The sequence below is a fragment of the Kitasatospora sp. NPDC058046 genome, from assembly GCF_042885595.1.
Taxonomy (GTDB): Bacteria; Actinomycetota; Actinomycetes; order Streptomycetales; family Streptomycetaceae; genus Kitasatospora.
Genome location: NZ_JBHVRS010000004.1, coordinates 401,867 through 415,174 on the forward strand (window position 1 = coordinate 401,867; position 13,308 = coordinate 415,174).

The 13,308-nt window shown below is 74.7% G+C and carries 15 protein-coding genes; 8 read left to right on the forward strand and 7 right to left on the reverse strand.

From position 1 onward, the window contains the following. The first annotated feature begins 109 nt into the window (after positions 1–109). Both ACFVU7_RS11665 and ACFVU7_RS11670 read left to right on the forward strand, forming a co-directional pair. On the forward strand, positions 110–853 hold the full coding sequence (locus ACFVU7_RS11665; RefSeq protein WP_380738397.1) for a tyrosine-protein phosphatase: 744 nt from the start codon (positions 110–112) through the stop codon (positions 851–853). Between the two features lie 76 nt (positions 854–929). Then, positions 930–1,688 (forward strand): Clp protease N-terminal domain-containing protein, encoded by a 759-nt coding sequence (locus ACFVU7_RS11670; protein ID WP_049657457.1) that lies wholly within the window; start codon positions 930–932, stop codon positions 1,686–1,688. 114 nt (positions 1,689–1,802) lie between these two features. On the opposite strand, the gene ACFVU7_RS11675 is transcribed toward ACFVU7_RS11670, so the two are convergent. Beyond that, positions 1,803–2,294, reverse strand: a complete 492-nt coding sequence (locus ACFVU7_RS11675; RefSeq protein ID WP_063780323.1) for an NUDIX hydrolase — start codon at positions 2,292–2,294, stop codon at positions 1,803–1,805. Positions 2,295–2,412: 118 nt separating this feature from the next. Between ACFVU7_RS11675 and ACFVU7_RS11680 the strand changes: the two genes are divergently transcribed. Beyond that, the gene (locus ACFVU7_RS11680) at positions 2,413–2,799 is read left to right on the forward strand and encodes a hypothetical protein (protein WP_388044945.1); all 387 of its coding nucleotides are present in this window, start codon (positions 2,413–2,415) and stop codon (positions 2,797–2,799) included. Here the strand turns inward: ACFVU7_RS11680 and ACFVU7_RS11685 are convergent. From ACFVU7_RS11685 to ACFVU7_RS11705, 5 genes are all read right to left on the reverse strand, one after another. Beyond that, entirely contained in the window at positions 2,707–3,684 is a 978-nt protein-coding gene (locus tag ACFVU7_RS11685; protein ID WP_388044946.1) for a sigma-70 family RNA polymerase sigma factor, read from the reverse strand. The two genes, ACFVU7_RS11680 and ACFVU7_RS11685, sit on opposite strands and share 93 nt — an antisense overlap. A gap of 122 nt (positions 3,685–3,806) precedes the next feature. Next, positions 3,807–5,072, reverse strand: a complete 1,266-nt coding sequence (locus tag ACFVU7_RS11690) for a serine hydrolase domain-containing protein (protein ID WP_388044947.1) — start codon at positions 5,070–5,072, stop codon at positions 3,807–3,809. Positions 5,073–5,373: 301 nt separating this feature from the next. After that, positions 5,374–5,646 carry a hypothetical protein gene (locus tag ACFVU7_RS11695; protein ID WP_049660170.1) on the reverse strand — a complete coding sequence of 91 codons (273 nt, stop codon included), beginning with the start codon at positions 5,644–5,646 and terminating at the stop codon, positions 5,374–5,376. A gap of 190 nt (positions 5,647–5,836) precedes the next feature. Beyond that, a complete protein-coding gene (locus tag ACFVU7_RS11700; protein WP_049660172.1) occupies positions 5,837–6,103 on the reverse strand; it encodes a UBP-type zinc finger domain-containing protein in 267 nt (88 codons plus the stop codon). Positions 6,104–6,141: 38 nt separating this feature from the next. Continuing rightward, positions 6,142–7,047 carry a helix-turn-helix transcriptional regulator gene (locus ACFVU7_RS11705; RefSeq protein ID WP_388044948.1) on the reverse strand — a complete coding sequence of 302 codons (906 nt, stop codon included), beginning with the start codon at positions 7,045–7,047 and terminating at the stop codon, positions 6,142–6,144. Positions 7,048–7,242: 195 nt separating this feature from the next. Here ACFVU7_RS11705 and ACFVU7_RS11710 point away from each other — a divergent pair, with 195 nt between their 5' ends. Next, positions 7,243–8,004 (forward strand): SDR family oxidoreductase, encoded by a 762-nt coding sequence (locus ACFVU7_RS11710; RefSeq protein ID WP_049660175.1) that lies wholly within the window; start codon positions 7,243–7,245, stop codon positions 8,002–8,004. Positions 8,005–8,072: 68 nt separating this feature from the next. Next, positions 8,073–10,841, forward strand: a complete 2,769-nt coding sequence (locus tag ACFVU7_RS11715; protein WP_388044949.1) for a lysylphosphatidylglycerol synthase domain-containing protein — start codon at positions 8,073–8,075, stop codon at positions 10,839–10,841. A gap of 45 nt (positions 10,842–10,886) precedes the next feature. Here the strand turns inward: ACFVU7_RS11715 and ACFVU7_RS11720 are convergent, their stop codons facing one another. Next, positions 10,887–11,087, reverse strand: a complete 201-nt coding sequence (locus ACFVU7_RS11720; RefSeq protein ID WP_049654408.1) for a hypothetical protein — start codon at positions 11,085–11,087, stop codon at positions 10,887–10,889. Between the two features lie 229 nt (positions 11,088–11,316). Here ACFVU7_RS11720 and ACFVU7_RS11725 point away from each other — a divergent pair, with 229 nt between their 5' ends. From ACFVU7_RS11725 to ACFVU7_RS11735, 3 genes are all read left to right on the forward strand, one after another. Then, entirely contained in the window at positions 11,317–11,847 is a 531-nt protein-coding gene (locus ACFVU7_RS11725) for a carboxymuconolactone decarboxylase family protein (RefSeq protein ID WP_388044950.1), read from the forward strand. A gap of 231 nt (positions 11,848–12,078) precedes the next feature. Continuing rightward, positions 12,079–12,723, forward strand: coding sequence for a class I SAM-dependent methyltransferase (locus ACFVU7_RS11730; RefSeq protein ID WP_049654410.1), 645 nt, complete (start codon positions 12,079–12,081; stop codon positions 12,721–12,723). After that, positions 12,720–13,304, forward strand: a complete 585-nt coding sequence (locus ACFVU7_RS11735) for a TrmH family RNA methyltransferase (protein ID WP_049654411.1) — start codon at positions 12,720–12,722, stop codon at positions 13,302–13,304. Before ACFVU7_RS11730 ends, ACFVU7_RS11735 begins: the two co-directional genes overlap by 4 nt. The last annotated feature ends 4 nt before the right edge of the window (positions 13,305–13,308 follow it).

The following is a 13,308-nucleotide window of genomic DNA, read 5'->3' on the forward strand; positions in this document are numbered from 1 at the left end:
CTGAACAGCCGGTTCCGAGGACTCGAACAGCGAGGAACCATCCGGATCTCCCGGGAGTCGTTCATAACGAGGGGGTAACGGGACCCCCGACGAGGAAACGGGGAGCCCCATGAACCGGACGACGCACGCGCCGAGCAGTACCGAGGACCGCACGCTCGTCTGGGACGGCTGCCTGAACGTCCGCGACCTGGGCGGACTGCCCACCGCCTCCGGCCGACTCACCGCCCGGGGCGCGATAGTCCGGGCGGACAACCTGGACCGCCTCACCGCCGAGGGCTGGGACGCCCTCCTCGACCACGATGTCCGTACCGTGGTCGACCTGCGCAACGCCGAGGAGTACAAGCCGCTCCTCCCGCTCCCCGACGACGTCGAGCTGATCCGCGTCCCGCTGGACGAGCTGGCCGGCCCCGCCTGGTGGGAGGCCCACGGACAGCTGGACGGCACCCCGCTCGCGCTCCGCCCGTACCTGGACCACTGCCCGCACGCCGCCGCCGCGCTGGTCTCCGCGATCGCCGGCGCCCGCCCCGGCGGCGTGGTCGTGCACTGCGGCGCCGGCCGTGACCGCACCGGCCTGGCCGCCCTGCTGCTGCTCGCCCTGGCCGGGGTCGACCGGGACGCGATCGCCGGGGACTACCTGCTGAGCGGCCCCAACATCCGCCCGCTGTACGGGATGCTGGGCCTGCCGGACCCGTTCCGCCGGATCGACGCGGCGCTCGCCGAGGCCGGGACCACCGCCGAGGCCGCGCTGGCGGCGGCGCTCGACGGGTTCGACCCGGACGGCTACCTGCTCGCGGCGGGTGTCGCGCCCGAGCGGATCGCCGCCGTCCGACAGCGACTGCTGCCGGACGCCTGAGGACGCCGGAACACCACTCGCGAATAGCGTCAACCAATGGTTGACGATCCTCGGATCGACAACCTACGGTTGACGCATGGAGAATCCCGTTGTTCCCAACAGCACTCCGCTGCGCCTCGACGACCTGATCGCCGCGATCAAGAAGGTCCACCCCGACGCGCTCGACCAGCTCTCCGACGCGGTCATCGCCGCCGACCACCTTGGCGACCTCGCCGACCACCTCATCGGCCACTTCGTCGACCAGGCCCGCCGCTCCGGCGCGTCCTGGACCGACATCGGCCGCAGCATGGGCGTCAGCAAGCAGGCCGCCCAGAAGCGGTTCGTCCCCAAGGACCCGGGCACCCCCAACGACCTCGACCCCAGCCAGGGCTTCAGCCGGTTCACCCCCCGGGCCCGCAAGGTCGTGGTGGCCTCACAGGAGGAGGCCCGCAAGGCGGGCAACCCCGAGATCACCACGGAGCACCTGCTGCTCGGCCTGATCACCGAGCCCGAGGGCATCGGCGCGAAGGCGCTCGCCGCCCAGGGCGTCACCCCGGAGGCCCTGCGGGCGGTGGCCGGCGCCGCCCTGCCGGCCGCCGCCGCCGAACTGCCCGCACTGATCCCGTTCGACGCCGAGAGCAAGAAGGCGCTGGAACTGACCTTCCGCGAGGCGCTCAAGCTCGGGCACAACTACGTCGGCACCGAGCACATCCTGCTCGCGCTGCTGGAGCAGGAGAACGGCCAGGGCGTGCTGGCCGGGCTGAAGGTCGACAAGTCGGAGGCGGAGACCTTCGTCGCGGAGGCGATCGCCGCCGTCATCGCCGCCCGGAACACGGAGTCCGATCCTCAGCAGTGAACCGCCGGAGCCCTGCGCCGGACGGAACTCCCGCCCGACGCAGGGCACTTCCGCCCAGAACCCGGCTCGGACCCCGGCGCAGAACCCGGCGCGGAACCCGGGTCGGCAGTCGGATCAGAAGCCGGAGACGTGGGTGGTGACGATACGGACCCGACCGTCCGCCGCCGCCTCCAGCGCCGCCCGCAGCCGGGCCGAACGGGCCGGGCCGAGCAGGTCCAGCGCCTCCTCGACGGCGGCCCAGCGGTAGTCGTCCAGCTCACCGGCCGGGACGGTCACGGGGGTGCCGTCCGGGACGGTGCCGAAGTCGAACATGAAGTGCTGGGCGGGGTGGTCGAGTTCGGCCGAGGCGTGGGTCCAGGAGATGGCCAGCAGGTCGCCCGCCGCCTGGACGATCCCGGTCTCCTCCTCCAGCTCCCGCACGGCGCACTCGACCGGGCCCTCGCCGAGGTCGATCGTGCCGCCCGGGAACTGCCAGTGCTCGCGGTACCCGGCCTTCACGATCAGGATCCGGCCGGACTCGTCCCGCAGCAGGCAGCCCGCCGCCGCGTAGATCCGGGGCAGGGACGCCAGCCATTCCTCACGGGACTTCAAGGGCTCAGCCGTCACGGTGCTTCTCCTGGGGCAGGGCGGTTCGGTCGTCCCACTCTGCCACCGGACACCGGACCCGAGCGGCGGATTCGCCCCCGGACCGATGAGTCGGCGGCGCCGCGACGGTCCAACCCGCATGAGGACCACACCGTACGACGCCGTACTGACCTGTGACCTGGGCGCGCTGACCGCCCCCGACCTCGCCCTCGTCGACGCCCTCGCCCGGCTCCGGCTGGCCGCCGCCCGGCACCGGGTGGGCGTGGTGCTGCTGAACGCGAGCGGCCCGCTGCGGGAGCTGCTCGTGTTCAGCGGGCTCGCGGCGCTGTTCCCGGGACCGGACGGTCCACTGGCCGACGATCCGCTGAACGGCACCCCGATCGACGACGACCCGCTGGGCGACGACCCGCTGGACGACGCGGCCCTGGTGGAGCTACTCGGCCGCCAGCCGGGGCGGGAGGCCGAAGAGCGGGAAGAGCGCCTCGGTGTCCAGGAAGTTGGTGACCCCGGCGATCCGGCCCCCTGACACCTCCAGCGTGATCAGCGACCACGGTTCGTACCCGCCCGCCGGGCTCGGCCGGTACTGGCCGAAGGCCCGGGCGCCGTTGGCCGTCACCGGGAGCAGCCGGGAACCGCGGCAGCCGTGCCCGGGGCCCAGCATCCAGTCGCGGATCTCCTCCTGCCCGCGCAGCCACATCGAGAACGGCGGCATGTTGAGCGTGACGTCCTCGTGCAGCAGCGCGGCGAGGCCGTCCATGTCGTACGCCTCGAAGGCGCGGACGTAGCGGTCCAGCAGCGCGCGGTGGTCCTCGTCCAGCGCGGGGGCCGGCCGGACCGCCGGGGCGTCGGTGGCGAGCACCGCCCGGGCGCGCTGGAGCGCGCTGTTGACCGAGGCCACCGTGACGCCGAGCAGTTCGGCCACCTCAGCGGCCTTCCAGCCGAGCACCTCGCGCAGGATCAGCACCGCCCGCTGCCGGGGCGCGAGCCGCTGGAGCACGGCGACGAAGGCCAGCTTCACCGACTCCCGCTGGGCGGCCACCTCGGCCGGATCCCCCGTCTCGGGCAGCACCCGGCCGTCCGGCGCCGGGCCGATCCACGTCACCTCGGGCAGCTGGGTGCCGTGCGCGGCGGCCACCGTGACCGGGCCGGCCAGGTCCATCGGCCGGGCCCGGCCGTTGCGGCCGTTCAGCGCGTCCAGGCAGACGTTGGTGGCTATTCGGTACAGCCAGGAGCGCAGCGCGGCCCGCCCCTCGAAGCCCCGGTGCCCGCGCCAGGCGCGGACCATGGTCTCCTGCACCGCGTCCTCGGCCTCGAAGACCGAGCCGAGCATGCGGTAGCAGTAGCCGGTCAGCTCGGTGCGGTACCGCTCCAGTTGGAGCTCGACCGGCTCCTCCGTGATCACGTCGGCCATCGTGCGCCCGCCCCCGTCGTCCTGCCGTGTGCCCTGGTGAACGCGACGAACGTAGCGCACCCCACTGACAGCGGCGCTCGCGACCGGGTTCGGCCGCTCCGGTCGCCCGGGAGCGGCGGGGCTCAGTGCTGCCCGTACGCCTGGCCGGAGCCGAAACCGGTGGTCACCAGCTTCCACAAGGTGGGGAACTCCTCGCCGGTGATGCCGGTCGGGTTGAGCCCGATGACCACGCTGCGGGAGAAGTCGCGGGTGGCGAAGACGCCGGTGGTGTAGCCGGGCCGGGAGCCGTTCTTGCCCCAGACCTCGGTGCCGTTCGGCAGGACGGTGCGCAGCAGGCCGGCCGTGCTGTAGCAGGCGTGCCCGGCGGTCGGGCCGATCTCGCAGTTCTTGTTGTGGTCGTTCGGCAGATCCGGGACGGCGAACACCTCGGCCTGCTGGGCGGGCCGCAGCAGCCGGCCGCGGTAGAGCGCCTCGAAGAACCGCTCCAGGTCGGCGGCGGAGGAGATCATGCCGCCCTCGGCCCACGGGTACGGGCTCTGCTCGGTGACGTCCACCCGGGCGGTGCTGCCGTCGGCGTTCCGGACGTCCACGTAGCCGGTGGCGTGCGGGCCGCGGATGGTCAGGTCGTCTGCGGCCGGGACGTAGGTGGCGTGCAGGCCGAGCGGGCCGGTGATGCGCCGCCGCACCTGGTCGGCGTAGTCGTCGCCGGTGACCTTCTCGATCACCAGCGCGGCGACGAAGTAGTTGTTGCCGTTGTACTGCTGGGCGGCGCCGGGCTCGAAGCTCCTCGGCTGGGTGAGCATGTCCGCCACCACCTGCTGCGGGCTGTAGGAGACCGCCTTGTGCGCGGCGAACCACGCCGTGCTGCCGTCCCCGGAGGTCATCCCGCCGCCCCCGGGCAGGCCGCTGGTGTGGTTGAGCAACTGCCGTACGGTGACCGGCGGGTAGCCGGCCGGCAGCAGTCCGGGCAGGTACTGCTGGACGGTGCCGTCCAGGTCGACCCTGCCCTCGCCGGCGAGCTGGAGCAGCACCGTCGCGGTGAACACCTTGGTGACGCTGCCGATCCGGAACCGGGCGTTCGCCGGCACGTCCTCCCCCGAGGTGCCGCGCCACCGGGCGTCCTGGCCGCCGACCCGGACCAGCGCGCCGGTGACGCCCGCGGGCAGCGAGTGGAGGGTCTCGGCGAGCGACTCCCGGTCCAGCGGACCGGGGCGGGCCATGGCGGAGGCGGCGGTGTCGACGGCACTCGGGGACGTGGCCGGGGAGGCGGCCGCGGCCAGGGCCGGGGTCGCGGCGCCGATCGTGGCGACGCCGACGGTGGCGGCGGCGAGCAGCGCTCCGGTTGCCACGAGGACGGACCAACGACCGGTACGGGCAGGGCTGTTCATGGGGAGTCTCTCCAACGGCGGCTCGCCCGGCGGGAGTCGGACCGCCCTGGTCGGCGGCCCGCCCGGCCGACGGCGGCTCGGGCACTCGGACAGGAGAGAGTCTTCGGGACGGCCTCGGGCCGCGACATCCGGGAACGGCCCCGAACCTTCCCCGAGCGCATCCCTGACCACGCGTCAGGGATCAAGGGATCGCGGGTCGGGGTCGGGCGTCGGGGATCGCGGGTCGGGGTCGGGCGCGGGGGATCACGCGGCGGGGGCGGGCGGCCGCGATCCGGCCACCCGCCCCCGCGCGCGTCGCGACTCAGTGGGCGGAGTGCTTCTCCGCGCCACGGTGCCGGTGCCCCTTGAGCTCGGCGTGCATCGCCGGGGCCGCGTGCGCCGTCGCGCCTGCCGCGTCCCGGCCGCCGTGCCGGAAGGCCTCACCGACGCCGTACCCGGCGGCGGCGTAGGACATCGAGCCGGCGCTGGGCTCCGGCGCGAGCCGGGTGGGCGGGCTCGCCATGCCCCGGCGCTCCAGCAGGTCCTGGGTGCCCTGGCGGAGCTTGGCGGTGCTGCCGGGCGTTCGCTTGGTCATCGTCGGCCTCCCTTCGTCGGCCTCCGGGCCGGACGGATGCCGGCCGGAGGGGCCGCACGGGCGTTATGTCCGGATTTTATCCGGGTTGCGGGCCCGTGCCACCGCGGAGAAGCCGATCTGCCGCTACGGGGGCAGGGGTGGGCGCCGTACGCGCGGGGGCAGGCGGAGGCGCCGTCCGGGGCCGGCCGCCTCAGCCCATGACCTCGTGGACGAAGCACCAGCGCCAGTCCTCCCCCGGCTCGTACGAGCGGATCACCGGGTGGGAGGAGTTGTGGAAGTGCGCGGTCGCGTGCCGCTGCGGCGAGAAGTCGCAGCAGCCGATGTGACCGCAGTCCAGGCAGATCCGCAGGTGCACCCAGTCCCGGCGGCCCTGCGCCAGGCAGTCGGCGCAACCGTCGGCGGGCGGCCGGGGCTCGATGTCCTGAGGAGCCAGAGCGAGGTCTTCGCAGGCGCTCATGACTGAAAGGCTATGCCGCCCCGGCGCGGATCGCCCGCTCAGGGCGTTTCCGCCCCCTCGGCGGCCGCCCCGTCCGTTCCCGCGCCCCCGGCCACCGCTCCCGGAGCCGTCCAACTCGCCAGCAGGGCCAGCTTCTGGGCGGTGGGCGAGTCCGCCGGGGCGGTGTAGACGACCAGCAGCTGCTCCGGCGAGCCGTTGACGCCCAGGGTCTCGTAGCCGAAGTCGAGTCCGCCGACCAGCGGGTGGTTCACCTGCTTGACCCCGTGGGTCTTCTCCCGCACCAGGTGGTCCGCCCAGAGCCGGACGAACTCCGCGCTGCGCAGCGACAGTTCGCCCACCAGGGCGGCCAGCTCCGGGTCCTCCGGGTGCAGTCCGGCGTCCCGGCGCAGAAAGGCGACGGTCTCGGCGGCGACCGCGTCCCACTGCCCGTAGTACTCCCGGGCGGACGGGTCGAGGAAGGCGTGCCGGGCCTGGTTGGGCAGGCCGTCCGGGCCGGCGTCGGAACGCGTGGAGAAACCGTTCACCGCGTCGCCCAGCGCGTTCCAGGCCAGCACGTCCATCCGGCGGCCCAGCACGAAGGCCGGCACCCCGGTCATCAGGTCCAGCAGCAGCCGCGTCCCCGGCCGGACCCGCTGCCGCCCCCGCATCCGGGCGGCGGAGGCGGCCGGCGCCTTGGGCGGACGGACCAGCGAGCGCAGGTGCGCGGCCTCCACCCCGTCCAGCCGCAGCACCCGGGCCACCGCGTCCAGCACGGCGTCCGAGGCGCTGCCGCCCCGGCCCTGCTCCAGCCGGACGTAGTAGTCGACGCTGACGCCCGCGAGCTGCGCCACCTCCTCCCGGCGCAGGCCCCGCACCCGGCGGCGGCCGTGCGAGGGCAGGCCCACCTCCTCCGGCAGGATCCGGGCCCGGCGCGAGCGGAGGAAGTCCCCCAGGGTGTTCTCCATGCCGGGCAGGGTAGCCGCGGAGGGGCGTCCCGAGGGTGGCTCTGGCTTTCCCAGGCTCCCCGGTCCCGGGAAGGCCCGTCCCGGGTAGGCCCGTCCCGGGCTGGCGGTGCCCGGGAGGAACGCACCCCTGGGTAGCCGGCCGCGGCCCGCGCAGAGTGGTCGGCGTCAGCCCGGCCGAACCCTCTGGAGCCCCCGATGAGCCACCCGTCCCTCGCCGCCCGCACCGCCGTCGTCACCGGGGCCGCCAGCGGTATGGGCGCCGCCACCGCCCGGCTGCTCGCCGCCTCCGGCGCCCGGGTCGCCCTGCTCGCCCGCCGCACCGAGCGGCTGGACTCCCTCGCCGAGGAGATCGCCGCCGCGGGCGGGCAGGCCCTCGCCGTCACCGCCGACGTCACCGACCAGGCCTCGGTGGACGCCGCCGCGAAGGCCGTCCACGACGCCTACGGCCCGGTCGACCTGGTGGTCAACAACGCCGGGGTGATGCTGCCCAACCCGCTCGCCGACGGCCGGATCGACGAGTGGACCCGCATGGTGGACACCAACCTCACCGGCGCGCTGCGGATCGTCCGCGCCTTCGGCTCCGACCTCACCGCGGCCGCCGCCGAGGGCCGCACCGCCGACCTGGTCAACGTCTCCTCGATCGCCTCGCACGTGGTCTTCCCCGACTACGCGGTGTACGGGGCCACCAAGGCCGCGCTCACCCAGCTGTCCGCCGCCCTGCGCAGCGAGTTCGGCCCGCGCGACGTCCGGGTCAGCGCGATCGAGCCCGGACTGACCGACACCGAACTCGCCGGGCACATCGACAACCCGGTGCTGCGCGAACAGCTCGGCGGCATGTTCGACGCCATCCCGGCCCTCGCGGCCGAGGACGTCGCCGACCTCATCGCGTACACCGTCAGCCGCCCCCGGCACGTCAACCTGCGCCACCTGGTCGTCCTGCCGACCCGCCAGGCCTAAGGCCCCGTCGTACCGGCACTGCGCAATCCCCACTCCTCGCCCACGGGTGGCATGGGAGCATGCCATCCGTGGCGATCGTGACGGGGAGAACGGACGGCGACACCGGCGGGGGCGACCCGGGCGGTGCGCCCGCGCGGCGGAAACGCGGCAGCGGTGACAGCGCCCGCGACGACGAACGGACCGGCGCACCGGCCGACGGCGGCGACGAACGGACCGGGGTACCGGCCGACGGCGGCACCGGAACGGCCACCGCCCGGATACCCGAGCAGACCGGCCCCGGACCCGGCCGGTTCCGGGCCCGCCCGCTGCCCGCCACCGACCGGGTCCGGCAGCCCGTCGCCCTGATCCGGCTGATCGGCGGCCTGTTCGCCATCGCCCTCACCCTGCTGCTCGCCGACTACGCCCGCGCCACCACCGGCGGCATCGCCGCCGACGTCGCCGAGGCGGCCGCGCTGGTGCCGCGCCCGCTGGCGGGCCTGGCCGGCGGGCTCACCACCGCCGCCGTCCTGCTGCTCCCGGTGGGCCTCGCCGTCCGCCGGCTGCTGGGCCCCGACCGGCGGCGCGCCGTCCAGCAGGTCTCCGACGGACTGCTCGCCGCCGTCCTCGCGTACGGCGCCACCCTCGGCCTGGACCTGTGGGCCGACGACCTCGCCCCGCTCTCGCTGCTCACCGCGCTCACCCACGCGCTGCCCGACGGCGGACTCGGGCACACCGAGCCCGTCTACGGCTACCTCGCGCCGGTCCTCGCCTTCATGACCGCCTCCGGCAGCCGGGAACGCCGCCTGCCCTGGACCGTCCTCGCCCTCTCCGGCCTCGCCGGACTGACCGGCGGGTACGCCACCCCCACCGCGCTCCTGCTCGGGCTGCTGATCGGCTGGACCGGCGCCCACGGCACCCTGTACGCGGTCGGCACCCCCGACCCCTGCCCCCGGCCCGGCGAGGTCCTGCGCGCCCTGCGCGACAGCGGCCTGCGCCCGGTCGAGGCCCAGCCGGCCGGCCCCGACCGCTACCTGGTCCGACAGGCCGACGACCGCCCCGACCTCGACGTCCAGCTCCTCGACCGGCAGGCCGTCACCGCCGCCGCCGTCCAGCGCGCCTGGCGCCGGCTGCGGCTGCGCACCGCCCCCGACCCGCGTGTCCTGCGCTCCCCCCGCACCGGGCTGGAGCACGAGGCCCTGGTCGCGTACGCGGCCCTCGCGGCCGGCGTCCGCACCCGCCGCATCGCCGCCACCGCCGGCATCGGCCAGGACACCGCCCTCATCGCGTACGAGCGGTTGGCCGGGCGCACCCTGGACGAGCTCCCCGACGAGGAGATCACCGACGAGCTGCTCACCGACGCCTGGCGGCAGCTCGCCCTGCTCCAGCGCCGCGAGATCGCCCACCGCGCGCTCGTCCCCTCCTCCCTGCTGATCGACGACTCGGGCGCGGTGCACCTGGTCGACTTCGCCGACGGCGACATCGCCGCCACCGAACTCGTCCTCCACTGCGACCTCGCCCAGCTCCTCACCACCCTCGCCCTGCGCGCCGGCGCCGCCCGCTCCGTCCGTACGGCCACCGCCGTCCTCGGCCCCGACCCCGTCGGCGCCGCGCTCCCCCTGCTCCAGCCCATCGCCCTCACCCACACCACCCGCCGCGCCCTCAAGCAGCACGCGAAGCGCACCGGCGCCCGGGCCGCCGAGCCGTCGGGCGGTCCGGCCGGTGTCGACGTTGCGGCCGAAGCCGGCTCCCCCACCGGCGGCAACGGGCCCGTCGCCACCACCGCTTCCCCGGCGCCCCCGGAGGCCGCCACCACCGAGCCGGCCCCCGAGCACCACACCCCCGCCCCCAGCGGCCTGCTCGACGAGATCCGCGCCGAGGTCCTGCGCACCCGCCCGCGGGTGGTGGGCCGACCGGTGCGGCTGGAGCGGCTGCGGCCGCGGACCCTGCTGGTCGTCGTGGGCGGGGTGGTGGCCGGCTGGCTGCTGATCCCGCAGCTGTTCGCGGCGGAGGACAACCCGGTCTCCGCGCTGGCGGACGCCGATCCCTGGTGGCTGCTGCTGGCGCTGGCCGCGGCGGCGGCCAGCCACGTCGCGGCGGCGATGGGCTTCGTGGGCTTCGTCCCGGAGCGGCTGGACTTCCGCAACGCGGTACTGGCGCAGGTGGCCGGGTCGTTCGTGAAGCTGGTGTCGCCCGGCGGCGTCGGCGGGATCGCGCTGAACACCCGCCTGTTGCAGCGGGCCGGGATCCCGACCGCGCAGGCGCTGTCCAGCGTCGGCGTCGGGAACCTGATCGGGCTGGTGCTGCACCTGTTGCAGCTCGGCGCCTTCGTCTACCTCCTGGACTTCGTCCCGGGCAGCTCCGAGCTGGACGCGCTGCCCGCGGTGGTCGGCGGACTGGCGGGGGCGGCGGCGCTGCTCGCGGTGGTGTCGGCGATCCCGGCGGCCCGGCGGTGGCTGGCGACGCGGCTGCGGCCGCTGACGGCCGAGGTGGTGCCGCGCCTGCTGGACCTGCTGCGCAGCCCGTCCAAACTGGCGGTGGGGGTGACCGGGCAGCTGCTGGTGTCGATCTGCCTGATCACCTGCCTGTACTGCTGTGTCCGGGCGATCGGCCGGGAGCCGTCCTTCGCCGCGGTCGCGGTGGTGTTCCTGGTGGGCAACGCGGTGGGCAGCGCGGCGCCGACCCCGGGCGGGGCCGGTGCGGTGGACGGGATGCTGCTCACGCTGCTCCAGCAGACCACGTCGATGGAGCCGGGCGGCGAGCTGGCCGCGGTGGCGCTGTTCCGCCTGCTGACGCTGATCCTCCCGGTGCTGCCGGGCTGGGCGGCCCTGGCCTGGCTGCAACGGCGCCGGGCCCTGTAGCCGCTCCGGGGCCCCTCTGCTCCCGCTCCGCTCCCGGGGGCCCCGCTACTCCCGGTACTCCTCCTCGTCGTGCCGGACCGGCTGGGTCTGTTCCACGACGTCCGCGACGTTGGTCGCCGGGTCCGCGCCGACGGCCCGGCGTTCGGCCACCTCGTCGTACGTGTCGCCCTCGGGTGCCTGCTCGTCGGGCTCGACGGTCTCGGCGGTCTCGTCGATCAGATATTCCTCGTGCTGTTCCTGCGGCATGGCATCCGTCCTCACTGTTCGGAGGCCTTCACGGGCGTTCGGAGGCCTTCACGGGCCCGGCTGGCGTACTCGCAGTATCCGCCGCCCGGCGCCGGGACGCGACGCGCCGACGACGCTCCGGCGTTGCCGGGACTCCGGCGGACCCCCGGCCGACCGGCCCGATTGACCCACGAAACAGCATCGTGAATGACCCAGGGGAAGGGTGCATTCCGCTCCTAGGGTCGTAGCCATGACGACGAACGAGAGCACCCGGGCCACCGAAGCCACCCGGAGCGCCTGGACCGCCGAGGCCGCCCGGACCGCCGAGGCCCTCGCGGGCACCGCCCGCCTCGACTACGCCCGCACCGCCCCCAAGGTGTTCCGCGCGATGATCGCCCTGGACGCCGCCGCCCGCGAGGGCCTCGACCCGGCCCTGGTCGAGCTCGTCCAGATGCGCACCTCCCAGCTGAACGGCTGCGCGTACTGCCTGGACATGCACGCCAAGGACGCCCGCAAGGCCGGCGAGACCGACGAGCGGATCTACCTGCTGCCGGTCTGGCCGGACGCCCCCGCCGGGGTGTACACCGAGCGCGAGCGGGCCGCCCTGGCCCTGGCCGAGGAGGTCGCCCGGATCGACGGCGGCGTCTCGGACGCGGTGTACGCCCGGGCCGCCGCACACTTCCCGGAGGCCGAGCTGGCGCAGCTGATCTCGGTCTGCTTCACCATCAACGCCTGGAACCGCATCAACGTGGCCACCCGCAAGACCCCCGGCACCGCCTGACCGCGCCCACCGTCCGCGCCGCACGGCCGTCCGCACGGCCGTCCGCACCGCCGTTCCCGAGCCGCGTCCCGGGCGACGGCGAGTGCACCGGCGGGAGCACCGGCGGGAGCACCCGTCCCGGGCGGCGGCCGGAACGCCGTCCGGGCCACCGGGGGTACGATCGGTGCCGTACAAAGGGCTAACCCACACCCACCCGGTGGCCCCGAGGCCCATACGAACGACGGGGAAATCATGTCCGGCTCGCACTACTTCACCGGTGCACCCGAGGTCGCCAGCGACCGCCGGCCGATCACGGTCTCCCTGCCGGACCTCACCCTGGAACTGACCACCGACACCGGGGTGTTCTCCCGCACCCGGCTCGACCCGTGCACCCGGATCCTGCTGGAGCACGCCCCGCAGCCGCGGGTACGCGGCCCGATCCTGGACATCGGCTGCGGCTACGGTCCGATCGCGCTGACCTGGGCGAGCCGCCGCAAGCGCCTCCCGGTCTGGGCGGTGGACGTCAACGAGCGCGCCCTGGAGCTGGTCCGGCTGAACGCCGAGGCGCTGGGGCTCGGCAACGTCCAGGCCTCCCTGCCCGACGACGTCCCCGAGGACGTCCGCTTCGCCACCATCTACTCCAACCCTCCGATCCGGATCGGCAAGGCCGCGCTGCGCCGCCTGCTCACGCACTGGCTCGACCGGCTGACCCCGGACGGCTCGGCGTTCCTGGTGGTGCAGAAGCACCTGGGCTCGGACTCGCTCCAGAAGTGGCTGAACGAGCAGGGCTACCCGACCAGTCGGGTCACGTCGGTCAACGGGTGCCGGATTCTGGAAGCGCGGCCCCGCCCCGAGGTGGGCGAGGGCTCCGAGAGTGGACGAGGTACGACGACGTGAAGCAGCTGCGCGGGACCGAACTGAAGCGTCTGCACCGCTCGTGGCGGCGCAGCAACGAGTTCCGGCTCGCGATGATCCTGGAGAACCTCCAGTCGCCGTTCAACGTCGGCTCGGTGGTCCGCACCGGCGCGGCGATGGGCGCCGAGAAGCTGTACCTGGTCGGGGACACCCCGTCGGTGCGCTCCTCCGGCGCGCAGAAGGCCGCGATGGGCACCGACAAGTACCTGAAGGTGGAGCACTTCCCGACCATCGCCGAGGCGGTCGCGGCGGCCAAGGCGGACGGCTTCAAGGTCGTCGGCCTGGAGCTGGCGGACGAGGCGGTGCCGATGTTCGCCGCCGAGCTGACCCCGGCGGTGGCCTTCATGCTCGGGCACGAGGACCGCGGGATCACCCCCGAGGCGCTGGCGCTCTGCGACCAGGTCGTGTTCGTGCCGCAGCTGGGCCGGGTCGGCTCGCTGAACGTCTCGGCGGCCGCGACGGTGGCCTGCTACGAGGCGCGCCGGCAGGGCTACGCGATCAGCGGCACCCCGGACGGCGACCTCTCGGGTGACCTCGCGGGCGACCTCGGCGACGACGAGTAGTAGA